Source organism: Rhizobium sp. 01N424 (genome assembly GCF_056399485.1).
In genome coordinates, this window is sequence record NZ_JBFTRK010000017.1 from 39,257 (window position 1) to 64,834 (window position 25,578).

Annotated in this window: 26 protein-coding genes; 10 read left to right on the forward strand and 16 right to left on the reverse strand. The window is 60.2% G+C overall.

The window, feature by feature from the left end; genetic code table 11:
- Window positions 1-80 precede the first annotated feature (80 nt).
- From urtD to urtA, 4 genes are all read right to left on the reverse strand, one after another.
- Window positions 81-836 (reverse strand): urea ABC transporter ATP-binding protein UrtD, encoded by a 756-nt coding sequence (urtD, locus tag AC1DNK_RS27655; RefSeq protein WP_112390421.1) that lies wholly within the window; start codon window positions 834-836, stop codon window positions 81-83.
- Between the two features lie 6 nt (window positions 837-842).
- Complete coding sequence (gene urtC / locus AC1DNK_RS27660) at window positions 843-2,003, reverse strand: urea ABC transporter permease subunit UrtC (RefSeq protein ID WP_477944271.1); 1,161 nt, start codon at window positions 2,001-2,003, stop codon at window positions 843-845.
- On the reverse strand, window positions 2,000-3,619 hold the full coding sequence (gene urtB, locus AC1DNK_RS27665) for an urea ABC transporter permease subunit UrtB (RefSeq protein ID WP_477944272.1): 1,620 nt from the start codon (window positions 3,617-3,619) through the stop codon (window positions 2,000-2,002). Before urtB ends, urtC begins: the two co-directional genes overlap by 4 nt.
- Window positions 3,620-3,737: 118 nt before the next feature.
- On the reverse strand, window positions 3,738-5,030 hold the full coding sequence (gene urtA, locus AC1DNK_RS27670) for an urea ABC transporter substrate-binding protein (RefSeq protein WP_112538920.1): 1,293 nt from the start codon (window positions 5,028-5,030) through the stop codon (window positions 3,738-3,740).
- 216 nt (window positions 5,031-5,246) lie between these two features.
- Between urtA and AC1DNK_RS27675 the strand changes: the two genes are divergently transcribed.
- Both AC1DNK_RS27675 and AC1DNK_RS27680 read left to right on the forward strand, forming a co-directional pair.
- Complete coding sequence (locus AC1DNK_RS27675; protein WP_477944273.1) at window positions 5,247-8,633, forward strand: hybrid sensor histidine kinase/response regulator; 3,387 nt, start codon at window positions 5,247-5,249, stop codon at window positions 8,631-8,633.
- Complete coding sequence (locus tag AC1DNK_RS27680; RefSeq protein ID WP_477944274.1) at window positions 8,626-9,543, forward strand: response regulator; 918 nt, start codon at window positions 8,626-8,628, stop codon at window positions 9,541-9,543. The genes AC1DNK_RS27675 and AC1DNK_RS27680 overlap by 8 nt, the downstream gene beginning before the upstream one ends.
- Window positions 9,544-9,787: 244 nt before the next feature.
- Here the strand turns inward: AC1DNK_RS27680 and AC1DNK_RS27685 are convergent, their stop codons facing one another.
- The 7 genes from AC1DNK_RS27685 to AC1DNK_RS27715 form a co-directional block, all read right to left on the reverse strand.
- A complete protein-coding gene (locus AC1DNK_RS27685) occupies window positions 9,788-10,756 on the reverse strand; it encodes a 2-hydroxyacid dehydrogenase (RefSeq protein WP_477944275.1) in 969 nt (322 codons plus the stop codon).
- A gap of 154 nt (window positions 10,757-10,910) precedes the next feature.
- Window positions 10,911-12,035, reverse strand: coding sequence for a branched-chain amino acid ABC transporter substrate-binding protein (locus AC1DNK_RS27690; protein WP_112390415.1), 1,125 nt, complete (start codon window positions 12,033-12,035; stop codon window positions 10,911-10,913).
- 229 nt (window positions 12,036-12,264) lie between these two features.
- Window positions 12,265-12,618: a DUF6867 family protein gene (locus AC1DNK_RS27695; protein ID WP_112390414.1), complete on the reverse strand. Its 354-nt coding sequence runs from the start codon at window positions 12,616-12,618 to the stop codon at window positions 12,265-12,267.
- 24 nt (window positions 12,619-12,642) lie between these two features.
- Window positions 12,643-13,371, reverse strand: a complete 729-nt coding sequence (locus tag AC1DNK_RS27700) for an ABC transporter ATP-binding protein (RefSeq protein WP_112390413.1) — start codon at window positions 13,369-13,371, stop codon at window positions 12,643-12,645.
- Window positions 13,371-14,234, reverse strand: coding sequence for an ABC transporter ATP-binding protein (locus AC1DNK_RS27705; protein ID WP_112390412.1), 864 nt, complete (start codon window positions 14,232-14,234; stop codon window positions 13,371-13,373). The genes AC1DNK_RS27700 and AC1DNK_RS27705 overlap by 1 nt, the downstream gene beginning before the upstream one ends.
- On the reverse strand, window positions 14,234-15,625 hold the full coding sequence (livM, locus tag AC1DNK_RS27710; RefSeq protein ID WP_112516336.1) for a high-affinity branched-chain amino acid ABC transporter permease LivM: 1,392 nt from the start codon (window positions 15,623-15,625) through the stop codon (window positions 14,234-14,236). The genes AC1DNK_RS27705 and livM overlap by 1 nt, the downstream gene beginning before the upstream one ends.
- A 5-nt stretch (window positions 15,626-15,630) precedes the next feature.
- A complete protein-coding gene (locus AC1DNK_RS27715; protein WP_112390410.1) occupies window positions 15,631-16,533 on the reverse strand; it encodes a branched-chain amino acid ABC transporter permease in 903 nt (300 codons plus the stop codon).
- A 478-nt stretch (window positions 16,534-17,011) separates the two neighbouring features.
- Here AC1DNK_RS27715 and cysQ point away from each other — a divergent pair, with 478 nt between their 5' ends.
- Window positions 17,012-17,809: a 3'(2'),5'-bisphosphate nucleotidase CysQ gene (cysQ, locus tag AC1DNK_RS27720; RefSeq protein WP_477944299.1), complete on the forward strand. Its 798-nt coding sequence runs from the start codon at window positions 17,012-17,014 to the stop codon at window positions 17,807-17,809.
- 113 nt (window positions 17,810-17,922) lie between these two features.
- On the forward strand, window positions 17,923-18,957 hold the full coding sequence (locus tag AC1DNK_RS27725; protein ID WP_477944276.1) for a DUF2793 domain-containing protein: 1,035 nt from the start codon (window positions 17,923-17,925) through the stop codon (window positions 18,955-18,957).
- 3 nt (window positions 18,958-18,960) lie between these two features.
- On the opposite strand, the gene AC1DNK_RS27730 is transcribed toward AC1DNK_RS27725, so the two are convergent.
- On the reverse strand, window positions 18,961-19,707 hold the full coding sequence (locus AC1DNK_RS27730; protein WP_477944277.1) for a LuxR C-terminal-related transcriptional regulator: 747 nt from the start codon (window positions 19,705-19,707) through the stop codon (window positions 18,961-18,963).
- Between the two features lie 396 nt (window positions 19,708-20,103).
- Here AC1DNK_RS27730 and sciP point away from each other — a divergent pair, with 396 nt between their 5' ends.
- Window positions 20,104-20,379, forward strand: a complete 276-nt coding sequence (sciP, locus tag AC1DNK_RS27735) for a CtrA inhibitor SciP (protein WP_034476390.1) — start codon at window positions 20,104-20,106, stop codon at window positions 20,377-20,379.
- Between the two features lie 19 nt (window positions 20,380-20,398).
- Here the strand turns inward: sciP and AC1DNK_RS27740 are convergent, their stop codons facing one another.
- The gene (locus tag AC1DNK_RS27740; RefSeq protein ID WP_477944278.1) at window positions 20,399-20,866 is read right to left on the reverse strand and encodes a paraquat-inducible protein A; all 468 of its coding nucleotides are present in this window, start codon (window positions 20,864-20,866) and stop codon (window positions 20,399-20,401) included.
- A gap of 102 nt (window positions 20,867-20,968) precedes the next feature.
- Here AC1DNK_RS27740 and AC1DNK_RS27745 point away from each other — a divergent pair, with 102 nt between their 5' ends.
- The 3 genes from AC1DNK_RS27745 to AC1DNK_RS27755 are packed head-to-tail and all read left to right on the forward strand — an operon-like array spanning window position 20,969 to window position 21,854.
- Window positions 20,969-21,247, forward strand: a complete 279-nt coding sequence (locus AC1DNK_RS27745; RefSeq protein ID WP_112538910.1) for a GNAT family N-acetyltransferase — start codon at window positions 20,969-20,971, stop codon at window positions 21,245-21,247.
- A gap of 56 nt (window positions 21,248-21,303) precedes the next feature.
- Complete coding sequence (locus AC1DNK_RS27750; protein ID WP_477944279.1) at window positions 21,304-21,567, forward strand: ribbon-helix-helix domain-containing protein; 264 nt, start codon at window positions 21,304-21,306, stop codon at window positions 21,565-21,567.
- Window positions 21,564-21,854, forward strand: coding sequence for a type II toxin-antitoxin system RelE/ParE family toxin (locus AC1DNK_RS27755; RefSeq protein WP_477944280.1), 291 nt, complete (start codon window positions 21,564-21,566; stop codon window positions 21,852-21,854). Before AC1DNK_RS27750 ends, AC1DNK_RS27755 begins: the two co-directional genes overlap by 4 nt.
- A gap of 105 nt (window positions 21,855-21,959) precedes the next feature.
- On the opposite strand, the gene AC1DNK_RS27760 is transcribed toward AC1DNK_RS27755, so the two are convergent.
- Window positions 21,960-22,310 (reverse strand): flagellar export protein FliJ, encoded by a 351-nt coding sequence (locus AC1DNK_RS27760; RefSeq protein ID WP_112390402.1) that lies wholly within the window; start codon window positions 22,308-22,310, stop codon window positions 21,960-21,962.
- Window positions 22,311-22,753: 443 nt separating this feature from the next.
- Between AC1DNK_RS27760 and ctrA the strand changes: the two genes are divergently transcribed.
- Window positions 22,754-23,455 (forward strand): response regulator transcription factor CtrA, encoded by a 702-nt coding sequence (ctrA, locus tag AC1DNK_RS27765; RefSeq protein WP_112390401.1) that lies wholly within the window; start codon window positions 22,754-22,756, stop codon window positions 23,453-23,455.
- A 201-nt stretch (window positions 23,456-23,656) separates the two neighbouring features.
- Here ctrA and AC1DNK_RS27770 read toward each other — a convergent pair whose 3' ends face one another.
- Together AC1DNK_RS27770 and chpT are read right to left on the reverse strand one after the other, a co-directional pair.
- Complete coding sequence (locus tag AC1DNK_RS27770; protein ID WP_112516329.1) at window positions 23,657-24,019, reverse strand: response regulator; 363 nt, start codon at window positions 24,017-24,019, stop codon at window positions 23,657-23,659.
- A gap of 119 nt (window positions 24,020-24,138) precedes the next feature.
- Complete coding sequence (gene chpT / locus AC1DNK_RS27775; protein ID WP_112445871.1) at window positions 24,139-24,786, reverse strand: histidine phosphotransferase ChpT; 648 nt, start codon at window positions 24,784-24,786, stop codon at window positions 24,139-24,141.
- A 189-nt stretch (window positions 24,787-24,975) separates the two neighbouring features.
- Between chpT and AC1DNK_RS27780 the strand changes: the two genes are divergently transcribed.
- Complete coding sequence (locus tag AC1DNK_RS27780; RefSeq protein WP_112516328.1) at window positions 24,976-25,572, forward strand: DUF1134 domain-containing protein; 597 nt, start codon at window positions 24,976-24,978, stop codon at window positions 25,570-25,572.
- The last annotated feature ends 6 nt before the right edge of the window (window positions 25,573-25,578 follow it).

Sequence of the window (25,578 nt, forward strand, 5' to 3'; positions counted from 1 at the left end):
TCGATCTCCCCCCTTGTGGGGGAGATGCCCGGCAGGGCAGAGGGGGGTATCACGCCCACGACGTTCACGACGACCATCCCTCACCGCCCCAGATAATTCTCGATCACCTTCGGATCGGAACTGACAAAATCGATCGACCCCTCGGCCAGCACCGAGCCCTCGGCCAGACACGTCACCTTGACCCCGAGATCGCGGATAAAGCCCATGTCATGCTCGACGACGACGACAGAGCGGGTCTTGGCGATCTCCTTCAGCAGGATCGCCGTCTCAGCAGTTTCGGCATCGGTCATCCCGGCAACCGGTTCGTCGACGAGCAGCAACTTCGGCTCCTGAGCCAGCAGCATGCCGATCTCCAGCCACTGCTTCTGGCCGTGGCTGAGATTGGCCGCGAACTCATCGCGGCGATGCGTCAGGCGCACGGTCTCGAGGATTTCATCGATGCGCGCCTTGTCGTCGCCGGAGAGACGGTAGAACAGCGTCGGGAAGACGCCGCGCTTGCGGTTCAGCGCCAGTTCCAGATTGTCCCAGACGGTATGGCTTTCGAAGACCGTCGGCTTCTGGAACTTGCGGCCGATGCCGAGCTGGGCGATATCGGCTTCGTCGAGTTTCGTCAGGTCCGTCTGGCCGTTGAAGAACACCTCGCCTTCGTCGGGCCGGGTCTTGCCGGTGATGATGTCCATCATCGTCGTCTTGCCGGCACCGTTCGGGCCGATGATGGCGCGCAGTTCACCGGGCTCGATGACGATCGACAGCGAATTCAGCGCCTTGAACCCGTCGAACGAAACCGAGACGCCGTTCAGATAAAGCACGCTGTTGGGTTTGATATCGGGGATCATCCGCGCCTACTCCGCTGCCTGGATTTTTGCATCAACGCCGTCCTCGAGCGAGGGAGGCGTCGCTTCCGTCCGCGGCTTGCGCTTGCCGATATACTGCGCGGCCGTGCCGACGATTCCCTTCGGCAGGAACAGCGTCACGGCAACGAAGAGGCCACCGAGCGCAAACAGCCAGAACTCGGGGAACAGGCCGGTGAAGATGGTCTTGCCGCCATTGACGAGGATGGCGCCGATAATAGGCCCGATCAGCGTCGCCCGGCCGCCGACCGCCGTCCAGATGACGACTTCGATCGAGTTGGCAGGAGCGAATTCGCCGGGATTGATGATGCCGACCTGCGGCACGTAGAGTGCACCGGCGATCCCCGCCATCATCGCCGAGACGACGAAGGTGAAGAGCTTGAAATGCTCGACGCGGTAGCCGAGGAAGCGCGTGCGGCTTTCGGCATCGCGCACACCGACCAGCACCTTGCCGAACTTCGAGCGAACGATCGCCGAGGCAATCATCAACGACAGCGCCAGGAAGATTGCCGTGGCAGCAAAGAGCGAGGCGCGGGTGCCGTCGGCCTGCACGTTATAGCCGATGATTTCCTTGAAATCGGTCATGCCGTTATTGCCGCCGAAGCCCATGTCGTTGCGGAAGAAGGCAAGCAGCAGGGCGTAGGTCATCGCCTGTGTGATGATCGACAGATAAACGCCGTTGACGCGCGAGCGGAAGGCGAACCAGCCGAAGATGAAGGCGAGCAGCCCGGGCACGGCGACGACCATGATCGCCGCGAACCAGAAGTGATCGAAGCCGTACCAGAACCAGGGCAGTTCCTTCCAGTTCAGGAACACCATGAAGTCAGGCAGGATGGGATCGCCATAGACGCCGCGCGAGCCGATCTGGCGCATCAGATACATGCCCATCGCATAGCCGCCGAGCGCGAAGAACGCGCCGTGGCCGAGCGAGAGGATGCCACAGAAACCCCAGACGAGATCGAGCGCGAGCGCTAGCAGCGCATAGGTCAGATACTTGCCGAACAGCGCCATGATGTAGGTCGGGATATGCAGCGGATTCTCGGGGCCGGTGAGCAGGTTGAGCACCGGCACCAGAACAGCGACCAGAAGCAGAATGGCGATGGCTATCGAGATCTTGCGATCGAGAGACCGGAAAAGGAAAGCCGTAATCATGCTTCCACCGCCCTTCCTTTGAGTGCGAAGAGCCCGCGCGGACGCTTCTGGATGAAGAGAATGATGAGGACGAGCACCAGGATCTTGCCGAGCACGGCGCCGGCGAAGGGCTCCAGGAACTTGTTGACGACGCCGAGCGACAGCGCGCCTACCAGTGTGCCCCAGAGATTGCCGACGCCGCCGAAGACCACGACCATGAAGCTGTCGATGATGTAGCTCTGCCCGAGGTTCGGCGAGACGTTATCGATCTGGCTGAGCGCCACCCCGGCGATCCCGGCGATCCCGGACCCGAGCCCGAAGGTAAAGGCATCGACCCAGCCGGTGCGAATACCCATCGAGGACGCCATGCGGCGGTTCTGTGTGACGGCGCGCATCTGCAGGCCGAAGGCCGAGCGCTTCAGGAGCATCAGCAGCGTCACGAACACCGCCATCGAGAAGACGATAATCCACATGCGGTTCCAGGTGATCGACAGACCGCCGAATTCGAAGGCACCGGACATCCAGCTCGGATTGCGCACCTCGCGGTTGGTCGGGCCGAAGATCGAGCGCACCGCCTGCTGCAGGATGAGCGACACGCCCCAGGTGGCGAGCAGCGTTTCCAGCGGGCGGCCATAGAGATAGCGGATGACGAGACGCTCGATGACGAGACCAACGAAGCCGGTGAAGAGGAAGGCTGCCGGCACGGAGAAGGCCAGCGAATAGGTCTCCATGCCCGGGAAATTCGAGGTAATGTACTCCTGCACCACATAGGTCGTGTAGGCGCCGATCATCACCATCTCGCCATGCGCCATGTTGATGACGCCCATGACGCCGAAGGTGATGGCAAGGCCGATGGCGGCGAGCAGCAGCACCGAGCCGAGCGACAACCCGTACCAGACGTTCTGCACCACATCCCAGACAGCCAGGCTGCGCTTGATGCCGTCGATATCCGACTGGATTGCCGGCTTCAGATCGTCAGGCGCGGTTTCCATCGCCGTCGTCAGGATCGTCATGGCGTTGCGGTCGCCGCGGGCGGCGATCGTGTCGATGGCGGCCTTCTTGTCCTCGGCGCTGACATCGCTCTTCAGCATCATCACCGCGCGGGCGGCTTCCATCGTGTTCTTGACCTCGCCGTCCTTCTCGGTAGCAAGCGCCGAATTCAAGAGATCGAGATTGGAGGGATCGGCATCCTTGAGCAGCCCCTGAGCGGCGGCGAGCCGCGCGGAACGATCCGGGCTCAGCAGCGTCAGCGTGCTCATGCTGGTGGCGATGATGCCGCGCAGCGAGTTGTTGATCTTGACCTTGGACATATAGTCCGGGTCGATATCCGCGACGGCTTCGCCGCTGATCGGATCGGAGAATGTCGGTTCGTCATCCGTGCCGCCCTGCAGCAGAACCGGGCCGCCCTCTTCCGAATTCACATAAAGCTGGCCGTCGCTGAGCTGCTGCAGGATCTGGCCGACATGCGGATCCTTGGAAGCGACGAGCGCCTTGATGGCCGCCTCGCGGGCATCGAAGTCACCGGCACCGAGCGCATTGACGAGGGCGTGAATGTCTTCCTGCGCCTTCAATGCCGAGGAGAAGACCGGCAGGGCGAGGAGGAGCGTGAAAAGAACGATCTTGATGGCGCGATACATCGGCTTTCTCGCCTGGATTATCGTTGGCCTCTGGGGCACCAACCGTTTGGGACGGAGCTTCCGCCCGGAACATGGGGGTCCGGACGGAAGGCATCAGGCAGGTATCGGATCGGCTAACTCAAGACCCCTTGCCGCCGCACTTGCCGGTCGCAACGTTGAAGTTGCCGCAGTTCATCGGCTTGCGCCAATCGGAGATCAGGTCCTTGGAGTCAGGCAGGTAATCGGACCATTCGTCGCCGACGACGGCAGGCGTCTGCTTGACGATTTCGAACTGGCCGTCACCCTGGATTTCGCCGATGAGAACAGGCTTGGTGATGTGGTGGTTCGGCATCACGGTCGCATAGCCACCCGAGAGGTTCGGAACGGAAACACCGATGATGGTGTCGAGAACCTTGTCGGTATCGGTGGTGCCGGCAGCCTCGACAGCCTTAACCCAGGCGTTGAAGCCGATATAGGCCGCTTCCATCGGGTCGTTGGTCACGCGCTTGTCGTTCTTGGTGTAGGCGTGCCATTCCTTGATGAACTTCTTGTTGGCCGGGCTTTCGACCGACTCGAAGTAGTTCCAGGCAGCCAGGTGGCCGACGAGCGGCTTGGTGTCGAGACCGGCAAGCTCTTCTTCGCCGACCGAGAAGGCGACGACAGGAATGTCGGTTGCCTTGATGCCCTGGTTGCCGAGTTCCTTGTAGAACGGAACGTTGGCGTCACCGTTGATCGTCGAGACGACGGCGGTCTTCTTGCCGGCCGAGCCGAATTCCTTGATCTTGGAAACTTCGGTCTGCCAGTCGGAGAAGCCGAACGGCGTGTAGTTGATGATGATGTCTTCCTTCGGAATGCCCTTGGATTCGAGATAGGCTTCCAGGATCTTGTTGGTCGTGCGCGGATAGACGTAGTCGGTACCTTCGAGAACGAAGCGCTTCACGCCTTCCTTCTCCATCAGGTAATCGACGGCCGGGATCGCCTGCTGGTTCGGAGCAGCACCCGTGTAGAAGATGTTGCGCGAGGATTCTTCGCCCTCGTACTGGACCGGGTAGAACAGGATCGAGTTCAGCTCTTCGAAAACCGGCAGAACCGACTTGCGCGACGAGGACGTCCAGCAGCCAAAAACGGCCGCGACCTTGTCCTTTTCGATCAGCTCGCGTGCCTTTTCGGCAAACAGCGGCCAATCCGAAGCCGGGTCGACAACGACGGCTTCGAGCTTCTTGCCGAGAAGGCCGCCCTTCTTGTTCTGCTCGTCGATGAGCATCAGCATGGCGTCCTTGAGCGTCGTCTCGGAGATGGCCATGGTGCCGGAGAGCGAGTGCAGAACGCCGACCTTGATCGTGTCGTCGGCAGCGACTGCCCCATGGAATGCGGCCGTGGCCGACATGACGGCGCCGAGCACGGCACCTGAAACATATGATCGCAGATTCATCTTGTGATCCCCTCTTCTTGTTCGACAACAGGCCGAAACCGGCGGTTAACTGTTGCTTAAGGGACTATCCGGTGCTGCACTGCGAAAACACATACGTAATATGACGTAGGCACCGGGGCTAAATCTGCACGCTTATGCTGCGCCGCACCCTTAAGCGTCGCGCCCATCCATGTTACGGAAGAATGACAAACGGAACGAAGGGACCGGCACACACGCATGGCAGCGCGGCAACGCATCATTCCGGTCAGGCGCGAATATAACCGCTGGGTCGCCAACCAGACGCTGGAAGACTACGCGCTGCGCTTCACCGCAAAGAGCGCCCGGCAGTTCTCCTCGCAACGCATCTCGCAGACGGCGATCGGCGCCATCTCCTTCCTGGCGCTGGAGGCGATCGGCGGCGCCATCACACTGTCCTACGGCACGACCAACGCCTTCTACGCCATCATCGTCGCCTCGATCGCCATGCTCGCCATCGGCCTGCCGATCAGCCGCTATGCGATCCGCCATGGCGTCGATATCGACCTGCTGACCCGCGGCGCCAGCTTCGGCTATATCGGCTCGACCATCACCTCGCTGATCTATGCGAGCTTCACCTTCATGCTCTTCGCCATCGAGGCGTCGATCATGTCCGGGGCGCTGGAGCTGACGCTCGGTATCCCCCTCTGGATCGGCTACATCATCAGCGCCGTGATGGTCATCCCGCTGGTCACCCACGGCGTCAAGCTGATCAGCCGCTTCCAGTTGATGACCCAGCCCTTCTGGATCGTGCTGAACATCCTGCCTTTCATCTTCATCGCCTTTCTCGACTGGGAGAAGTTCGATGTCTGGCGCGCCTTTGCCGGCATCCGCCATGCCTCGGGACCGCCGGGCACGGTCGCCGATTTCAATCTCGTCGAGTTCGGCGCCGCCTCGGCCGTCATCCTGGCGCTGATGTCGCAGATTGGCGAACAGGCCGACTTCCTGCGCTTCCTGCCGCCGGATGGTCAGCGCATGTGGCGTCATCGCCTCGCCGTCTTCCTCGCCGGTCCCGGCTGGGTGATCATCGGCGCGCCGAAGCTGCTGGCCGGCTCCTTCCTGGTGGTGCTGACCTTCACCGCCGGCGTGCCCGTCGACCGCGCCGCCGATCCGGCGCAGATGTATCTCACCGCCTTCGGCTACATGATCCCCTGGCACAATGCCGCGCTGCTGCTGATGGCCGCCTTCGTCGTCGTCTCGCAGCTGAAGATCAACGTGATGAACGCCTATGCCGGCTCGCTCGCCTGGTCGAACTTCTTCTCGCGCCTGACACATAGCCATCCGGGCCGCGTCATCTGGCTGATCTTCAACGTCGCCATCGCCCTGCTGCTGATGGAACTCGGTATCTACAAGCTGCTGGAGGAAACGCTCGGCATCTTCTCGATCATCGCCATGGCCTGGCTCTGCACCATTTCGGCCGATCTCTTCATCAACAAGCCGCTCGGCCTTGCCCCTCCCGGCATCGAATTCAAGCGCGCCCATCTCTACGACATCAATCCTGTCGGCCTCGGCGCCATGACGCTGTCGGCGACCGTCGCACTGATCGCCCATTTCGGTGCTTTCGGCCCGATCGCAGCCTCGCTGGCGCCCTATATCACGCTGGTCATTTCGCTCATCGCCTCGCCGCTGATCGCCTGGGGCACCAAGGGCAAATACTATCTGGCCCGCAAGCCGCGCCATAGCTGGAAGAACCTGACTAGCATCACCTGCTCGGTCTGCGAACATCCCTTCGAGCCCGAGGACATGGCCTGGTGCCCGGCCTATGCCGCGCCGATCTGCTCGCTCTGCTGTTCGCTCGACAGCCGCTGCCACGACATGTGCAAGCCGAATGCACGGCTGAATGCGCAGATCGGTACCGTCGCCAAGGCGCTGCTGCCCGAAACGGTGATCGAAAAGCTCACCACCCGCTTGGGACGCTACGGCATCGCCGTCGTGCTGGCGCTGACTGCCGTCGGCGCAATCCTGGCGATGATCGCCCATCAGGTGGCCTCGGCCTCGCCGGAGACCGCCGAGGTCGTCAACCGCACGATCCTGATCGTGTTCTTCGTCTTCGCCGTCATCGCCGGCGTCGTCTGCTGGTTCTATGTGCTCGCCCACGACAGCCGCGTCGTCGCCGAGGAAGAATCCTCGCGCCAAAACACGCTACTGCTCAAGGAAATCGCCGCCCACAAGAAGACCGACGCCGCCCTGCAGAATGCCAAGGAGACCGCAGAAGCCGCAAACCGCGCCAAGAGCCGCTATGTCGTCGGCCTCAGCCACGAGCTGCGCACGCCGCTCAATGCCGTTCTCGGCTATGCCCAGATCCTGGAGCGCGACGAAACCATCCCGGCGCCGCGCCAATCCTCGATCAAGGTCATCCGCCGGTCGGCCGAGCATCTCTCCGGCCTGATAGACGGGCTCTTGGATATTTCCAAGATCGAGGCCGGGCGCCTGCAGGTCTATTCCAACGAGATCAACATCCAGGATTTCCTCGACCAGATCGTCGACATGTTCCGCCCGCAGGCACAGGCAAAGGGCCTGACCTTCCATCACTATCGCTCACCGTCACTGCCGCAATTCGTGCGCACCGACGAGAAGCGGCTGCGCCAGATCCTCGTCAACCTGCTGTCGAACGCCATCAAGTTCACCGACGAGGGCACTGTGACCTTCGATATCGGCTATCGCAGCCAGGTGGCCACCTTCACAGTTTCCGATACCGGCCGTGGCATCGCCGAGAAGGATATCAGCCGCATCTACGAACCCTTCCAGCGCGGCGAGGCCGAAAGCATCCGGCCGATGCCGGGGCTCGGCCTTGGGCTGACCATCACCCGGCTCCTGACCAACACGCTTGGCGGCGAAATCTCGGTCGAGAGTGAGAAGGACAAGGGCTCGACCTTCCGTGTTCGCCTGATGCTCTCGGCCGTTACACGCGAAATCGTCGCCCCGCCACAGGAAAAGAAGATCGTCAGCTATAACGGTCCGCGCCGCACCGTCGTCGTCGTCGACGACAACGAGGATCACCGCGAGATGATGCGCGAGATCCTGGCGCCGCTCGATTTCGTGGTGCTGACGGCGGCCAGCGGCCTGGACTGCCTGACGCTGATCGAGGGCATCAAGCCCGACCTCTTCCTCGTCGACATCTCCATGCCCGGCATGAGCGGCTGGCAGCTTGCGTCGCGCCTGCGCGAAAGCGGCCAGACGTCACCGATCCTGATGCTCTCGGCCAATATCGGCGACGCCGCGGCGACCGCCGAAAGCGACGACAGCCACAATGACGCGATCGGCAAGCCGGTCGATATCAAGCAGCTGCGCGACAAGCTCGCGCTGCATCTCGGCCTCAAATGGGTCTATGCCGATAGCGTCCCGCCGCCTGCAGTGCCCGCCAGGCCACCACTCGTCAGCCCGGGTGCGGCCCATATCGAGGAACTGATGCGCCTTTGCGAAATCGGCTACATCAGGGGGATCGAAGCCAAGCTCAATGACCTTGCCAAGGACGAAGCAAATCAGCCATTTACCGATGAACTGCGAGCCTATGTCGGAGCCTTTGATCTCGACGGCTTCATGACCTTCCTGCACGGCTTCGACGAAAAGGTAGAGACCATTGGCTGACACGGCCCATCCCCGCGATATCGTCCTGCTTGTCGATGATTCCCCGGAGGCGCTCGGCTTCCTGACCGATGCGCTGGAACAGTCGGGCTTTTCCGTGCTGATCGCCACGTCGGGCACGGCAGCGCTCAACATCGTCGAGCGCATCACCCCCGATCTCATCCTGCTCGACGCCGTCATGCCCGTCATGGACGGCTTCGAGACCTGCCGCAAATTGAAGGCCAACGCCGCAGTCGGCCAGGTGCCGGTCATCTTCATGACCGGGCTGACGGAGACCGAACATGTCGTCCACGCGCTTGAGTCAGGTGGCGTCGACTATCTCACCAAGCCGATCAATATCGACGAACTGCGCGCCCGCATCCGCGTCCATCTGCGCAATGCCCGCTCGGCCCAGAGCGCCCGCGTCGCCCTCGATGCCGCCGGACGCCATCTGCTCGCGGTCAAGGGCAATGGCAGCATCCACTGGTCGACTCCTCAGGCCACCCGGCTCGTCAACGCCGCCATGGGCAGCGACGACGGCATGGAGGTGGTAACGGCGCATATCGCCGCCTGGATGAAGGACCGCATGGGAAGCGGCCGCGACACCGCCTTCTCCGTCACCCACGCCGGCCAACCCGTGCTGCAGCTCGCCTTCCTCGGCACCATCGGTCCCGACGAATACCTCTTCCGCCTCACCGCCGTCAGCCAGCGCAGCGACGACGCGGTGCTGCGCCAGCATTTTTCGCTGACCCAGCGGGAGTCGGAAGTGCTGCTCTGGATCGCCAAGGGCAAGGCCAACCGGGATATCGGCGAGATTCTGGGGCTGTCGGCGCGGACGGTGAACAAGCATCTCGAGCAGATCTATGTGAAGCTCGGGGTGGAGAACCGGGCGTCTGCTGCGGTGAAGGCGGCGCATGTTTTGCATGAGGGGTGATGGTGGGGTCGCTTGAGTCTTGAGACTTCGAGCAAGAACGCCCCCCTCTGCCCTGCCGGGCATCTCCCCCACAGGTGGGGAGATTGGCTGGGCGCGCCCGCTCGCCCGACATCTAACGATGTAGGCCGCGAATAGGTTCAGTCATAGAGTGTGGGGAGCCCGCCACGAGTCATCTCCCCACCTGTGGGGGAGATGCCCGGCAGGGCAGAGGGGGGCGTTCTTGCTCAACCCTCAAAGACCACCCTCAAACCACCCGATCCGCAGGCTCCCGGCCCTCGAAGAACGCCGCGACATTCTCCACCACCTTCATCCCCATCGCCGTGCGCGTCTCATCCGTCGCACTGCCGAGATGCGGCAGCAGCACCACATTCTCCATCGCCTTCAGCGCCTCCGGCACCTGCGGCTCCGCCTCGTAGACATCGAGCCCTGCCCCGCGGATCGTCCCGTCGCGCAAGGCCGCAACCAGCGCCGCCTCATCCACCACGTCGCCGCGCGCCGTGTTGATCAGGAACGCACCCTTCTTCATCGCCGCGAAGCGCGCCGCATTCATCAGGTGCCGGTTCTCGGCTCCACCCGGGCAATGCAGCGAGACGAAATCGGCGGCCGCAAGCACGTCCTCGACGGTGGCGAGCTGGCGCGCGCCGTATCGGGCGGCTTCGGCCTCATCGACCTTGGAGCGATTGTAGAACACCACGTCCATGCCGAAACCGAAATGGCAGCGCTGGGCGAAGGCCTTGCCGATACGGCCGAAGCCGATGATGCCGACGGTCTTGCCGGAGACCTTGGTGCCGATCATGTGGGTCGGGCACCAACCCTTCCATTCGTTGGCGCGGACCTGCCGGTCGCCCTCACCGCCACGGCGGGCAACATCGAGCAGCAGCAACATGGCAATATCGGCGGTGCAATCGGTCAGAACGCCCGGCGTGTTGGTGACGGCAATGCCCTTGGCCTTGGCGGCGGCAATGTCGATGTGATTGTAGCCGACGCCGAAATTGCCGAGAATTTTCGTTCGGATCTCGCCCTCGAAAACGGCGGCGGGGAGCTTGTCGGAGACGGTCGGCAGCACCGCGTCGTAGTCGGCCAGCGCCTGGCGCAGCTGATCGGCGGTCATCGGCACGTCAGCTTCGTTGAGGGTCACCTCGAAACGTTCGGCGAGTGCCGCCTCGGCGGCAGCGGGCCAGCGGCGGGTGACGAGAATGCGCGGTCGGGACATGATGAGCTTCCGTTCTAGATCCAGGCGAGGCTCAAGACCTAGCCCATCACACCTGGATTGAAAACGTCACTCCGCCGCGAAACCGTCGCCAAAAACAAAGAAGCCCGGTCGAAACCGGGCTTCTTCTAAACGGTCGGAACCGTGCAAGCGATGCTTACTTCGCAGCCTGCGGGAAGTAGCTGTACTTGCCGTCCGGGCCCTTCTTCCATTCGTACATGATGTAGCCCGGGAGCTTCGGGTCGCCCTTTTCATCGAAGGACATTTCGCCGAGAACGGTCGGGAACGGACCCTTTTCCTTCATGGCCTTTGCAACGGCTTCCGGATCGTTAGAACCAGCGGCCTTTGCAGCGCCTGCGATCGACTGCATCGCAGCGTAGGAGTAGAGGGTGTAGGCTTCCGGGTTGAAGCCGGCAGCCTTGAACTTCTCGACGAGGTCCTTGTTGGCCGGGTTCAGCGTCGGATCCGGGCCGAAGGTGTTCAGCGTACCTTCAACAGCGTCGCCAGCGATCGAAGCCAGTTCGTTCGAAACGATACCGTCACCCGATACGAGCGTTGCCTTCAGGCCCTGGTCCTTTGCCTGGCGGATGATGAGACCAGCTTCGGTGTGGAGACCACCCCAATAGATGATCGAAACGCCGGCTTCCTTCATCTTGGCGATGAGGGCCGAGAAGTCCTTGTCGCCGACATTGATGCCTTCGTAGACGACTTCGGTGATACCAGCGGCGTTCATAGCCTTCTTGGTTTCGTCAGCGAGACCCTGGCCGTAAGGCGTCTTGTCGTGAACGACAGCGATCTTGGCGTCCTTGAAGTGGTCGGCAAGATACTTGCCGGCAATCGCGCCCTGCTGGTCGTCACGGCCGCAAGTACGGAACGTGTTCCAGAGACCACGCTCGGTGAACTGCGGGTTCGTAGCAGCCGGGGTGATTTCGAGGATGCCGTTTTCAGCGTAAACTTCAGAAGCCGGGATGGAAACGCCCGAGTTGAAGTGACCGACAACGAACTTGACGCCGTCAGCAACGAACTTGTTCGCTACCGAGATGCCCTGCTTCGGGTCGGAGACGTCGTCGCCGAGCTCGACCTTGATCTGCTCGCCGTTGATGCCGCCAGCAGCGTTGATATCAGCGGCTGCCTGTTCGGCACCCTTCTGAAGCTGTGCACCGAACGCAGCGTTCGGGCCCGTCAGCGGACCACCAACACCAACAAGCAGGTCAGCCCGCGCAGCGCCGCTGAAAGCAACCATCGCGGAAAGAGCTACTGCTGACAGAAGATACTTCTTCATGTTTTTACTCCCAATTTTTGGGCGGGTTCCGGTCCTAGACCCAGCGCATTACCCACCATCGTTTGCGCCGGGAAAGCTGTTCCTCTCTGGGGGCATGAACCGGTGGCGTTGTGCCTTGCCGGCCATGAGCCATGCCCTTCGATTTCTTATCAGTGGCGGATTTCCGTTTTAAGTCCAAGACTTCCGGGTACCGCCGCTGAGGCAATTCATGCCTAGTTTCAACGGGCTGTCAATGTTTGTTCTTCCACGAGAAGGCGGAAGTTTTTTCGTACAGCCAGTAATAGTTGTTGACCATCTGATTGGTGCGGCGGAAGCGGAAGCCGGCCGTCGAGAAGACGAGCAGCAGCACGAAATCGATGATGTAGAAGAAGGCGCTCAGCATCGGGCCGTTGAACAGCGCGTGATGCAGGAACTGCATCACCCAGGCGAGCAGGAAGGTATAGGCGATCACCAGCGGGTAATCGCTCCAGCCTTCGGCCGCGGCCTTGCCCGCGCGCCACGCGGTCCAGAAACCGATGAGCATGACGAGCGCGCGGATAACCGTCCTGACGCCCATATCCGGTTCGAAGAAAAGTCCCTGCATATCAAAGTCTCCCTTCTGCCCGGATCAATGCCGCCCGCCTTCGAGATAGGCGGCACGGACTTCGGGATTGGCAAGCAGTTCCTTGCCGGAACCGCTCATCGTCACCTTGCCGTTCACCATCACGTAGGCGCGATGCGAAAGCTTGAGGGCAGCAAATGCGTTCTGCTCGACGAGGAAGACGGTCAGGCCTTCGGTTTCGTTGAGCTTCTTGATCGCCTCGAAAATTCCCTTGACGATCAGCGGCGCCAGGCCGAGCGACGGCTCGTCGAGAAGCAGAAGCTTCGGACGGGCCATCAGCGCGCGGCCGATCGACAGCATCTGCTGCTCACCGCCCGAAAGCGTGCCGCCGCGCTGCGTCTGGCGCTCCTTGAGGCGCGGGAACATCACGAAAATCTTTTCGAGGTCCTCATGGAAATATTTCAGGTTATCCAGACCCGCGCCCATCTGGAGGTTTTCCAGAACGGTCATGCGCGGGAAGATACGACGCCCTTCCGGCGACTGGGCGATACGCAGACGCGCGATCTCGTGGGTCGGCATCTTGGTGATGTCGCGGCCCTCGAAAATGATCGAGCCGGTACGTGCCTGCGGGCTGCCGCAGATCGTCATCATCAGCGTCGACTTGCCGGCGCCGTTGGCACCGATCAGGCTGACGATTTCACCCTTCTTGACTTCGACATCGATGCCGGCGAGAGCGCGGATATTGCCGTAATAGGTCTCGACACCCTGAACACTAAGAAGCTGTTCCCCAGCCATCAGAATGCGCCCCCTTCTACGGTCGCGATGACCTCTTCAACTTCTTCGTCTTCGACACCGAGATAGGCCGCGATGACCTTCGGGTCGTTCTTCACATGATCGGGCGTGCCGTCGGAGATTTTCTGGCCGTATTCGAGAACGACGACGTGGTCGGAAATTTCCATGACCACCGACATGTCGTGCTCGATGAGCAGGATCGAGGTTCCGGTATCGGCGCGGATGCTGCGCAGCAGCTCGTTGAGTGCCAGCGATTCGCGCGGGTTGAGACCGGCGGCCGGTTCGTCGAGGCAGAGCAGTTCCGGACCGGTGCACATCGCACGGGCGATTTCCAGGCGGCGCTGGGCGCCATAGGGCAGATCGCCCGCCGGGTCGTCGGCGCGATCGGTCAGATCGGCCTTGTCCAGCCAGTAGCGGGCAAGTTCGATCGAGGCGGCAGCTTCCTTCTTGTAGCTGCCGATGCCGAGCAGCCCGAGGATCGTATAGCCAGAAGCCTTCATCAGCTTGTTGTGCTGGGCGACGAGCAGGTTTTCCAGGACCGTCAGACCCGAGAACAGACGAATGTTCTGGAAGGTGCGGGCGACCTTGGCTTCCTTGGTGATGCGGAAATCCGGAAGACGCTCGAGCAGATACTGCTTTCCGCTCTTCTGGTTCATGGTGATCATGCCCATCGTCGGCTTGTAGAAGCCGGTGATGCAGTTGAAGACCGTGGTCTTGCCTGCGCCATTCGGGCCGATCAGGGCGGTGATATCGCCGCGCTTGGCTTCGAAGGACAGATCGTTGATGGCCATCAGGCCGCCGAACTTCATCGACAGGTGCTCGACCTTGAGCAGGGTATCGTTGGACATCGTTTCTACAGGGCTCATCAGCCGTGGCCCTCCTTGGTGAAGCTTCCGGATACCGCCTTGCGCTCCTTGAGGAAGGCGGTCGGTTCACGCGAGCCGACGAAACCGCGCGGCTTGAAGAGCATGACCACGACCATGGCAAGGCCGAAGAGCAGCATGCGATAGAGTTCCGGCGTGAAATCGGGACCGAAGACGACCTTCAGGAAGTCCATTTCGCGCAGCACTTCCGTGCCGCCGACCATGACAACCGCGGCAATCGCGATACCCGTCAGCGAGCCCATGCCGCCGAGGACGACGATGGCAAGGATGACGGCCGATTCCAGGAAGACGAAGGATTCAGGCGAGACGAAGCCCTGGCGCGCGGCGAAGAACGAGCCGGCGAAGCCGCCGAACATCGCGCCCGTCGCAAATGCGGTGAGCTTGGTCGTCACCGTGTTGATACCGAGCGAGCGGCAGGCAATTTCGTCTTCACGCAGAGCTTCCCAGGCGCGGCCGATCGGCATGCGGCGAAGCCGGATGGTGACGTAAGCCGTGACCAGGCAGAGTGCCAGGATCAGATAGAACAGGAAGATCTTGTAATAGGCAGACGACATCGGCAGGCCGAGCAGCTTGGCAAAGCCGCCGGCGGACGCATCGAACGGAATACCGAACAGCGTTGCCTTCGGAATGCCGGAGATGCCGAAGGTACCCTTGGTGACATCGGTCCAGTTGATCAGCACCAGACGGATGATTTCACCGAAGGCCAGCGTCACGATGGCGAGGTAGTCGCCGCGCAGACGCAGGACCGGGAAGCCGAGGATGATGCCCCAGAGCGCGGCAAAAATGCCCGACAGCGGCAGCAGGACCCAGAAGGACAGGCCGAAATAGCTCGACAGCAGTGCGTAGGAATAGGCGCCGACAGCATAGAAGGCGACATAACCGAGGTCGAGCAGACCAGCGAGGCCGACGACGATGTTCAGACCCCAAGCCAGCATCACGTAGATGAGGATCTGGATACCAAAGTTGTCGACCCACTTCAGCGAGCCCTGCGCACCGACGAGCGCGTAGATCACGACCGGGTAAAGCAGCAGAGCAACCAGCGCGATCTTCAGGAAGTGCGTGTGGAAGAAGCTCTTTTCCGTCGAGATATCGAGCTCGCCCTGCTTTGCCTTGGCAAGCTTGCGGCGATTGATGTTCGGCTGGATGAAGACGACCATGACGAAGCGGCCGATGGCGGCGATTGCGACGAAGATCGCAAGCAGGCCCCAGCGCTGGACGATGATCAGTTCGTTGTTGATGTTCTGCTGCGTGCCGAGACCGACATAGAGAACGAACAGGCCGAGCGAGACGAGACCAGTGAAGAAAGCTTCACGGATACCCTTCTGGACAAGCCCGGCCTCGGGCTTGCCTGCGGAAGTTTCAATGTTTGCCATGACGATTATACCTTCTCGACTTCCGGCCGTCCGAGAATACCGGTCGGCTTGAAGATCAGGACGAAAGCCAGGATCGCGAAGGTCGCGACGTCCTTGTAGGCGATGGTGAAGTAGGCGGACCAGAGCGACTCGATGAGACCGATCAGCAGACCGCCGAACACTGCGCCCGGCAGCGAACCGATACCGCCGAGAACGGCAGCCGTGAACGCCTTGACGCCTGGGGTGAAGCCATCGGTGAACGAGGCGACACCGTAATACATCAGGTACATCGTACCGGCGACGGCAGCGAGTGCGGCGCCCATGATGAAGGTGATGGAAATCGTCTGGTCGACATTGACGCCGAGCAGAGCGGCCATCTTGCGGTCCTGCTCCGTCGCGCGCTGGGCGCGTCCGAGCGCCGTGCGGTTGACGAGGTACCAGAAGCCCGCGAGCAGCACGACCGTGATGACGATGATGATGATCTGCTTGAGCGAAACCGAGATGCCGCCAATATCGTAGACCGAAGTGACCAGCGGCGGGATCGGCTTGTTGCGCGGGCCCTGCGTCACCTGGATGAAGTTCGAAAGCGTGATCGACATGCCGATCGCGGTGATCAGCGGCGCCAAGCGGAACGAACCGCGCAGCGGACGGTATGCAACTCGCTCGATCGTCCAATTCCACAAACTCGTCATCAGCATCGCAACAACAAGCATCGCCAGCAGAAGAACTGCTACCGGAAGACCTGCGAAAATGGATGTGAGAACGAGAAAGACGATAAGAGCAGCGAAACCACCAAGCATGAAGACATCGCCATGGGCGAAATTGATCATGCCGACAATGCCGTAAACCATCGTATAGCCAATAGCGACCAGACCATAGATGGATCCAAGAGTCAGCCCATTGAAGAGCTGCTGGATAAAGTACTCCATATGTCATTTCCCCTGGATGCGAACCAACATGGCTGCATCTCTTTTTGGTTAGGGCTCCGCTTTTAAATCGAAACCTCGTAGCCGCATGCATAGCGCTTTCAGGGAAAATGTGAAGACAAAAAGGCTGCGCTGAATCAGATTCTTGCTCAAACGGACGCAAATGGCGCGTTACGGATCAATTTCCACACTAAAAAGGCATTATATGACAAAAATTTAGCCAGAAACGGCCTGTGGATTAACCATTGCGGCGCTTTTGTGATCCGGCACCGGTTCCGGCCAACGAAAGCTATTCCACAAAAATGGAATTCAAAGCAAATTCCGACCATGTGGCTGACGATTGGGTGAAAACCATTCCGCTGCCTGTCTGCTTTCATAGCGGTTTTCCGTGGCGTGCAAAAGTCTGGCCTCAATCTTATATTTAAAGTTATATTCGACGCTTCGCCGGGGCCTTTCCCGGTCCGAAAGATTCTGAAACGTGATGTTGCCGACATTCGAAAATGCAGCTCTCGAAGCAGGGCGGAAGATCATCGAGATTTTCCGTGCGGGCTATCACGTCTCGACCAAGGCCGATGAGACGCCGGTAACGCTGGCCGACCACGAAGCCGAAAAGATCATTCTCGCGCATCTCACCAGGGAATATCCTGACATTCCCGTCATTGCCGAAGAATCGGTGGCTGCAGGCCATATCCCTGATATCGGCGAGAAGCCGTTTTTCCTCGTCGATCCGCTGGATGGCACGCGTGAGTTCGTCGACAAGCGCAAGGAATTCACGGTCAACATCGCCTATATCGAGAACGGCATCCCGGTCGCGGGCATCGTCTATGCCCCGGCGCTGGGCGTCGCCTTTGCCGGGGAATCAGGCCGCGCCGAGAAACTGCATGTGGACCAAGACTTCACGGTCGACAGGCGCGAAACCGTGACCGTCCGCGACGAGCCGGAACACCGGCTGGCGCTGGCAAGCCGGTGCCACAACAGCCCGGCGACCGACAGTTTTCTGGCCAAGCACGACATTTCAGAATGCACCAATATCGGTTCGTCGCTGAAATTCTGCCTGCTGGCCGAGGGCAAGGCGGATGTCTATCCGCGCTTCACCCGGACGATGGAATGGGACACGGCGGCGGGCGATGCCGTTTTGCGCGCCGCTGGCGGCACGACCCTGACGCTCGACGGGCTGCCGCTGACCTACGGCAAGATCGGCCGAAAGGGTGAGCCTGACTTCGTCAATCCGGATTTCATCTCCTGGGGAAGCCGGAAGCGCGCGCTTCGCCGCGCATGACACCGCAAGAATCAGCTTGAACATCAACAGCGGCAGCGGGCCTTCGTCCCCGGCCGCCACAGCGGATCTAAGATCGGCAGCACCCGACGCCCCGGCGCAATGGAGATTGCTGCATGTCCGAGATTACCGCCAATCTTGCCCTCCCCTATATTCTACCCTCTCAGGCACAGAAGCATGTGACGCATAACGAGGCGCTGCAGCTGATCGATGCGGTCATCCAGCTGACGGTCACAAGCGAAGCCTCGACCCCGCCGGAAGCGCCGGAAGAAGGCACCTGCTATCTGATCGCAGCAGGGGCGGAAGGGATCTGGGCCGGGAAACGGGGACGGCTTGCGTTCCGCCAGGACGGCGCCTGGCTCTATATCATGCCGCGCGAGGGATGGCGGGCGTATTTTACCGCCATCGGAAAGTTCCGGGTTCTGGTCGATGGCACGTGGAGCGATATTGCCTCGCCGCCCTCCAGCCTTCCGCTTCTCGGATTGAACGCGACAGCCGATCTGCAAAACCGCCTCGCCATCTCCTCCCCTGCCAGCCTTTTCAATCACGAAGGCCATGGTCATCAGGTGAAGGTCAACAAGGCGTCGGCCGGCGACACCGCGTCGCTTCTCTTCCAATCCAACTGGTCGGGTCGTGCAGAAATAGGGCTCGCAGGCAATGACGAGTTCTCGATCAAGGTGAGCGGCGATGGTGCGGCATGGGAGACGGCCTTGGCGATTGCCGCCGACGGCATCGTCAGGACACCGGCGCGCCCGGTTGTGCGGGCTTCGCTTACGGCGGGGACCTCGGCCCCGGCCAATAACGCCCGCACCGGCTTCAATGCCATGCATACGCAGCAGGGTGGGTTCGCCTTGGGCGCCGCGGTGCCATCAGGCACCGGCAATAGGTTGATCGTCCCGGCTTCCGGCCTCTACCTGCTGATTCTCTCCGTCAGCACGCTGACTTCATCAGCCTATGGCGCACGGCTGGAAGCAAACGGCAGCACCGCACTTGCCACCGTTGCCGGTGTCACCACCGCCGCGGCAGCACGCCAGACGGCGTTCGGCCTCGCCCAGCTTACGGCCGGAGACTGGCTGTCGATCGTGCATACGGGAACGGCGCAATATGAATTCGGCACCGGAAAGACGGAGATCAGCGCCATCCTGCTTTGAAGGTCAGAGCAACCGGTAGCGCAGCGCCCGGGCAACGGCCTGCATGCGATTGACCGAATCGAGCTTGCGCATGGCGCTCTTCAGGTAGCCGACGACGGTATGCGAGGAGAGATCGAGAATGATGGCGATCTCGTCGCTGCTCTTGCCGGCCGCAGACCAGCGCAGACATTCGATTTCGCGCCGCGTCAGGCTTTCCGCCGGGCCCACTTCATCGCGATTGGCGCTGCTGAAACGGTCGAGCGCCTGCATCGCCGAGAAAAAAAGTGCCATCTGCTCTTCCTGCTGCAGCGCGGGCCGCGAACCGGAAAATGCAAAAATGTACTGTTTTAGATCAGCATCATGTAGCGAAAAGCCGAAAGTTGCCTGCAATCCATGCATCTGGAAGGCGGCGTTCAACCGGCGGTTTTCTAGATTGGCGGCAGCCCCGCCAAAGGTTTCCGCATTGCAATATACTGGCACGATCGTCTGCTTCAGAGCATTGACGAGTTCGCTGCAGTAAAACATGTCCGCGCCCTCGTATAGATTGACGAGGGTCTGCGGCCAGTTGCTTGCGACCCGGTTTTCAACGAAGCCCGTCGCATCTCCGCGCGGAAACGAGGCAAGCAAGAAAAAATCGAAGCCCGCGTCCTTGGTCATGCGCTCAAGGCTGCGCTTGAACTCGATCTTGAGATCGCCCTGGCGCGTGGTGGTGGAAAGCGAAAAAGCGTTATCGTCTACGCAGTTACGCACTGCGCGTTCCCGTCTCGTCATCGATTTTTTCCTCAATCGCGACCTGCGGTCCGTTCCCGCTCCAGCAGGCCGTTGAAGGCGCCGGACAACAGCAAGAGCACAGCGAGGCTCCGCGTCGCAGTGGACGGAAGCTTTCGGCGTGATTCTATGACTGAATGCTGCGAGAAGAACGGAGACGAGGTCTAGCGCTCATTCGTAATGTTGCAGCGCTTATAAATCTTCCCGCGAAATATAGATATTATTTATTACGCATGGGAGCCATGCACCGGGCTCAAATTTACGTAAGGGAAGTTTGGCCGGAGGTGGGTAGCTCCGGCACTTAAAGTTGTTATCAAATTCTTACGACCGGTTTAGGCAATTTTTAAATGTGACGGGCTAGAGTGACGTTTGTGGTCTTGAGTTGTGTAGAGAGTCCCAATGACCGAAATGATACGACCCCGAGTAAAATATGTCATCGGCCCCGATGGCAGCCCGCTTACGATTGCGGATCTACCGCCGCCGAATACAAGGCGCTGGGTTATCCGCCGCAAGGCTGAGGTTGTCGCGGCTGTGCGCGGTGGCCTGTTGAGCTTGGAAGAAGCGTGTGAGCGTTACACGCTTACCGTAGAAGAGTTCCTGTCCTGGCAGTCGTCGATCAGCAGTCACGGCCTGGCCGGCCTGCGTACGACGCGTATCCAGCAGTACCGTCACTAATCGCCTTTTGGCACCAAGTTCATTTCGGGCCGGACGCATTCCCCTTCAAGGAATGCAGAAGGCCCGAAATTATTGTTGAGGCCGCATAACACCAGAGGCCCGGCTGCGTAAAAGCATCCGCCAGCCCTGTGGTCTTCGCCGCAGCAATGACGATCGCCACCAGAAGCACGTCCATCATTGACCACTTGGACAGGTAAGGCACGGCGTGACGATAAAACCAGCTGCCGGTTCCGCCACCGGCCGCTGTTGCCTCCGCCGCCAGGCCGATCATTTTGCAAACCGGCAGAACGATCGAGACCACGACGACGATCGCCGCAAGCAGCATGTCGCCGCCGCTCCAGAGCGATGCAACGATCCCGATCAGCGACGGCGTCTCATCGAAAAAATAGAGCTTCTCGAAGCGGATCAGCGGCAGGACCAGCCCGAGCGCCAGAAAGAAAGGCGCCGCGACCAGCAGCACGGGCTTCAGCAGCGCCAATTTCACCATCAAGCCTTCTCCGTTGAACACTGCGTCGCCCCCGCTCCGGCTTGTAGGCCCCTGCCCGCCATGCCACGTTCGGGCAACGCATCTCTTTCGGAGGACAATAGAATGGATATCCGCAACGAAGAAAATGCCTCGGGCGGCCGTTATGTCGTTGATGTCGAGGGGCATGAGGCCGAGATGACCTATTCCCGCACCTCGCCAAAGCTCATCATCATCGATCACACCGGCGTGCCGGACGCATTGCGCGGCAAAGGCGTCGGCCAGGCGCTGGCGCTGCACGCCGTCGAGGAAGCCCGCAAGGGCGGCTGGAAGATCTTCGCGCTTTGCCCGTTCTTCAAGGCACAGTCGCAGCGCCACGAAGAGTGGCGCGACGTGGTGAACTGAGACCATTTGGCAAACGCCTGCCTACGGATTATCCTGTGGGTATCAAGAGGTGACAGATGGCACGCTTAACCGTATCGCTTTCCGATCAGCAGAGTGACTGGGTCGAAAGCCGCGTCAGCAAGGGCGACTATGCGAGCGCCGACGAGTACCTGCGCGACTTGATCCTGATGGACCGGACGCAGCAGGGCCAGGAGCTTTCGCTCGTCGAACTGGAAGAGATCATTGCCGCATCGCGGGTCAGCGGAACTGGCAAACGAACGGTTGATGAGATTTTCGCGGAGGCTGAAGCGCTCGCTGCTCGTCGCGCCGGTGCATCTTGAGCGGTTATGTCTTAACTGAACGCGCGGAACGCTACCTTCTTGCCATCTTTTTGAACAGCATAGAGCTCTTCGGAGCACCCCAAGCGAAGCGCTATCGGGACAGCGTTAAGAATTGTTTCGAGCTGATCGCTGAAAACCCGGATATGGGACGGCCCGCTAACAAGATTGGCCAAGGCGTTAGACGCCACGAGCACCAGAGCCACATCGTTCTCTACGACAAGGTTCCCGAGGGCGTTCGTATCCTTGCCCTCGTGCCATCGAGAAGCATTCGTCTGCTCAAACTCTGACCCTAAGAAAACACGAAAAGCCACGTATGACGGACCTTGCCCGTCATACGTGGCTTTTTCTTCGGCGATTCCCCAGGACGCCAGGCGGCGTCCATCGCCAGACCGTTACGCCCGGGCGCGAATCGCGCCGTCGCGCTCCTCGAGGGCGGCTGCACGGGCATATTCTGCCTGCATCTCCTCGAGCGCCTGTTCCAGAGCCTCTTCCTGCATCTTCAACTCCTTGATGGAGACCTGAAGATTGTCGGCGCGCTGACGTGCGGCCTTGGCGAAGGTCGGGTAGGCGAAATGATTCGGGTCGGAAATGCCGGACTTCTTCTCTTCGACGACGATCTGGCTCTCCAGATCCTTCGTCATCCGTTCGAATTCAGACATCATCATCTGCAATTGCTGCAGCTGACGTCGTTTTTCGTTCACCTGAAATTCCTTCAGGCGAACTAGGCTCTCACGCGACTTCATACGCATTACTCCAGTGATGCGAGATCCCGGCTTTACTAAAACTGCCCCTTGCGCACCGCTTTGAGACGGTCTGCCCAAAAAATTTCCGTCGGTATTAACAAAAACCTACCGCTGGTAACCTTTCGTTTACGGGCATCGTTAATGATAGGTCCGATGATTTAAGGCTCGGTAAACATCACTACGCGATTTCCGAAACCTTTTCATTGCTGAGTCGAATGAATCGCTTAGCGGCCGTTCTTAATGTAAAAGTTAAGGAATCGGTCTTGCGAATTCTCGTTGGAAAACAGCGGAATGGACAAAATATTTAATAAATTCGTTACCTCTTGCCAGAGTGGAATAGAATTTGTTAACCATTTCGTGGCAGCTTCCAAATCACGCAGTGACATATTTCGGTATCGCGTAGGGGGCCAGACCACCTTTCGGCGGCGGTAAAGGGGATAATAATGCGGGTACTACTGATTGAAGACGACAGCGCGACCGCGCAGAGCATCGAACTGATGCTCAAGTCCGAAAGTTTTAACGTCTACACCACCGATCTCGGTGAAGAAGGCGTCGACCTCGGCAAACTGTATGATTACGACATCATCCTTCTCGATTTGAACCTTCCCGACATGTCCGGATATGAAGTGCTGCGCACTCTCCGCCTGTCCAAGGTCAAGACACCGATCCTCATCCTCTCGGGTATGGCCGGCATCGAAGACAAGGTCCGTGGTCTCGGCTTCGGCGCCGACGACTACATGACCAAGCCGTTCCACAAGGACGAGCTCGTCGCCCGCATCCACGCCATCGTCCGCCGTTCGAAGGGCCATGCCCAGTCGGTCATCATGACGGGCGAACTGATCGTCAACCTCGACGCCAAGACCGTCGAAGTCGGCGGCCAGCGCGTTCACCTGACGGGCAAGGAATACCAGATGCTGGAGCTGCTTTCGCTCCGCAAGGGCACGACGCTCACCAAGGAAATGTTCCTGAACCACCTCTACGGCGGCATGGACGAACCGGAACTGAAGATCATCGACGTCTTCATCTGCAAGCTGCGCAAGAAGCTCGCCAATGCTGCCGGCGGCGCCAACTACATCGAAACCGTCTGGGGCCGTGGCTACGTGCTGCGCGAGCCGGATGGTGCCGAATACGCCGAAAGCGCCTGATACCGCATTTCCCCTTTTGCCAAATTCAAAATCCCGCCTTCAAGGCGGGATTTTTTCGTTTGCGGCCTGCTGTTCTCCCGATCGCCAGTCGCCCTGCATCATTCCGGCCAAGTGCCGGAGAGTGGTAGCTTATTAGACGCACGAAAATGCCCGGGACGGGCCCCGGGCATTGCATCTGGAACTTCAAAATGGATGGGATCTTTACGCGGCGATCGCGCGGTTGCCGAAGACGGCGGTCAGGATCTTGCGGTCGAACGGCTTCAGCAGGAAGTCGGTCGCCCCTGCCCGCTTGCCGGCCATCAGCTTCTTCAGGTCGGCTTCGATGACGCAGTAATAAATCTTGACCTCTTTGCCACCCTCCATGGCGCGGATGGTGGTAATCAGCTCAAGCGCGCCTTCCATGCCGGAATCGACGATCAGGTAATCGGGAAGTTCGGTCTGGCAGGCAGACAGGGCTTCGGCGGCATTTGCCGCCTCGCCCACCAGGAAATCAAGCTCGGAAAGGATACGCTTGCCGACCTTGCGAACGACGTCCGAACTGTCGGTGATCATGAAACGCTGCATCACTGCTCCTTCGCCCCACTTCTGTCCCGGTGGCGCTTCCTCAGCCCGAAAGGATAGGTCGATTAGGCTAAGGAAGTGTTACCCGGAAAGAGACAATGCGCAGTCATGCAACCATAAGCTTAGGCCGCAACGGTTTCGGCTGTAAAAATAATCTCTTCGCCGGTTGCGCTGTGGCCGAGCTCCATGCCGCATTCGTCGGCCAGCAGAACGGTATAATAAGGCTGGATCGAATGGGCATCGACCGCTTCTTCGATGTTGCCCGAGGCAATCTCGACGAATTTCGGCGGCAGGCGCATCAGCTTGCCCTTGGCGACGATCTTGAATTTCGCGTCGAATTCCGGATTTTCGAGCGTCACTTCCAGCGAGCCACCGCGCGGGATCGAGGAATAGGCGACCAGCAGCAGATTGAGCAGCAGCTTGACACGGTTTTTGGCGACGATAGCGCGCGGACCGATCCAGGTGATCTCGGTCTTCTTTTCAGCCGCCGCGAAATCCTTGGCGGCGCGTTCTGCCTCGCCGGTGTCGATCGAGGCGCCGACGGAGCCCGAAGCACCAAAGGCAAGACGAGCGAACTTGAGACGCACAGAGGCATTCAGCGCACTGGTGCGGATCAGATCCATGGCGTCGGCATCGGCACCGCCCTCGTCGAGCAGCTCCAGACCGTTGTTGATTGCGCCGACAGGCGAGATGACGTCGTGGCAGACGCGGCTGCAGAGCAGCGCGGCAAGATCCGGGCCGGTCAAAGTCAGATTGGGGTTCTTGGACATCATCGTCTCCTAATGGCGGTCAATTCATTCCGCCATATCTTGCCTGATCAAAATTGCACGAAGTTTGCGCCCGTACTCGGCGCCATAATGACACCATATTTGGTAAACCGATTGTTAAGGCGATCGGAGCAAAATGTATCAATTGCCGGAAACGGCTCATTGAACCGACCATGATGAACGGATGACACCATGCACCTTCAATCCCCAGGAAGATTTATGGGCTTCTGCCGGCTGCTTGTCGCGCTGACCATCTCTGCATTTATGCTCTCCTCGCAGCAGGCTGCGGCCCAGCAGGCCAATAGCAGCCAGTACACGGTCCAGGAAATCGTCGACGCCGGACACTCCTTCTTCGGCTCCACCAGCGGCGGCCTTGCCAAGGTGATCGAAGCCGCTTTCCAGAAATACGGCCTGCCGAACGGCTACATTCTCGGACAGGAAGGCTCCGGCGCCTTCATCGCCGGCCTCACCTATGGCGAAGGACAGCTGAACACCAAGAACGCAGGCGAGCATCCGCTCTACTGGCAGGGTCCGTCGCTCGGCATCGACTACGGTGGCCAAGGCTCGCGCGTCATGATGCTGGTCTATGACCTTCCGTCGATCGACAGCATCTATGCCCGCTTCGGCGGCGTCAGCGGCCAGGCCTACGTCATCGCCGGCTTCGGCATGACGCTTCTGAAGAACAACAACGTTCTCGTCGTGCCGATCCGCACCGGCGTCGGCGCCCGTCTCGGCGTCAATGTCGGCTACCTCAAGATTACCCCCGGCCCGACCTGGAACCCCTTCTGATATGGA

What these genes read in the sequence shown, in the direction of transcription:
- urtD (WP_112390421.1), bottom strand. Translation starts at nt 836, where the DNA reads ATGATCCCCGATATCAAACCCAACAGCGTGCTTTATCTGAACGGCGTC.
- urtC (WP_477944271.1), bottom strand. Translation starts at nt 2,003, where the DNA reads ATGATTACGGCTTTCCTTTTCCGGTCTCTCGATCGCAAGATCTCGATA.
- urtB (WP_477944272.1), bottom strand. Translation starts at nt 3,619, where the DNA reads ATGTATCGCGCCATCAAGATCGTTCTTTTCACGCTCCTCCTCGCCCTG.
- urtA (WP_112538920.1), bottom strand. Translation starts at nt 5,030, where the DNA reads ATGAATCTGCGATCATATGTTTCAGGTGCCGTGCTCGGCGCCGTCATG.
- AC1DNK_RS27675 (WP_477944273.1), top strand. Translation starts at nt 5,247, where the DNA reads ATGGCAGCGCGGCAACGCATCATTCCGGTCAGGCGCGAATATAACCGC.
- AC1DNK_RS27685 (WP_477944275.1), bottom strand. Translation starts at nt 10,756, where the DNA reads ATGTCCCGACCGCGCATTCTCGTCACCCGCCGCTGGCCCGCTGCCGCC.
- AC1DNK_RS27690 (WP_112390415.1), bottom strand. Translation starts at nt 12,035, where the DNA reads ATGAAGAAGTATCTTCTGTCAGCAGTAGCTCTTTCCGCGATGGTTGCT.
- AC1DNK_RS27695 (WP_112390414.1), bottom strand. Translation starts at nt 12,618, where the DNA reads ATGCAGGGACTTTTCTTCGAACCGGATATGGGCGTCAGGACGGTTATC.
- AC1DNK_RS27700 (WP_112390413.1), bottom strand. Translation starts at nt 13,371, where the DNA reads ATGGCTGGGGAACAGCTTCTTAGTGTTCAGGGTGTCGAGACCTATTAC.
- AC1DNK_RS27705 (WP_112390412.1), bottom strand. Translation starts at nt 14,234, where the DNA reads ATGAGCCCTGTAGAAACGATGTCCAACGATACCCTGCTCAAGGTCGAG.
- livM (WP_112516336.1), bottom strand. Translation starts at nt 15,625, where the DNA reads ATGGCAAACATTGAAACTTCCGCAGGCAAGCCCGAGGCCGGGCTTGTC.
- AC1DNK_RS27715 (WP_112390410.1), bottom strand. Translation starts at nt 16,533, where the DNA reads ATGGAGTACTTTATCCAGCAGCTCTTCAATGGGCTGACTCTTGGATCC.
- cysQ (WP_477944299.1), top strand. Translation starts at nt 17,012, where the DNA reads ATGTTGCCGACATTCGAAAATGCAGCTCTCGAAGCAGGGCGGAAGATC.
- AC1DNK_RS27725 (WP_477944276.1), top strand. Translation starts at nt 17,923, where the DNA reads ATGTCCGAGATTACCGCCAATCTTGCCCTCCCCTATATTCTACCCTCT.
- AC1DNK_RS27730 (WP_477944277.1), bottom strand. Translation starts at nt 19,707, where the DNA reads ATGACGAGACGGGAACGCGCAGTGCGTAACTGCGTAGACGATAACGCT.
- sciP (WP_034476390.1), top strand. Translation starts at nt 20,104, where the DNA reads ATGACCGAAATGATACGACCCCGAGTAAAATATGTCATCGGCCCCGAT.
- AC1DNK_RS27740 (WP_477944278.1), bottom strand. Translation starts at nt 20,866, where the DNA reads ATGGTGAAATTGGCGCTGCTGAAGCCCGTGCTGCTGGTCGCGGCGCCT.
- AC1DNK_RS27745 (WP_112538910.1), top strand. Translation starts at nt 20,969, where the DNA reads ATGGATATCCGCAACGAAGAAAATGCCTCGGGCGGCCGTTATGTCGTT.
- AC1DNK_RS27750 (WP_477944279.1), top strand. Translation starts at nt 21,304, where the DNA reads ATGGCACGCTTAACCGTATCGCTTTCCGATCAGCAGAGTGACTGGGTC.
- AC1DNK_RS27760 (WP_112390402.1), bottom strand. Translation starts at nt 22,310, where the DNA reads ATGAAGTCGCGTGAGAGCCTAGTTCGCCTGAAGGAATTTCAGGTGAAC.
- ctrA (WP_112390401.1), top strand. Translation starts at nt 22,754, where the DNA reads ATGCGGGTACTACTGATTGAAGACGACAGCGCGACCGCGCAGAGCATC.
- AC1DNK_RS27770 (WP_112516329.1), bottom strand. Translation starts at nt 24,019, where the DNA reads ATGCAGCGTTTCATGATCACCGACAGTTCGGACGTCGTTCGCAAGGTC.
- chpT (WP_112445871.1), bottom strand. Translation starts at nt 24,786, where the DNA reads ATGTCCAAGAACCCCAATCTGACTTTGACCGGCCCGGATCTTGCCGCG.
- AC1DNK_RS27780 (WP_112516328.1), top strand. Translation starts at nt 24,976, where the DNA reads ATGCACCTTCAATCCCCAGGAAGATTTATGGGCTTCTGCCGGCTGCTT.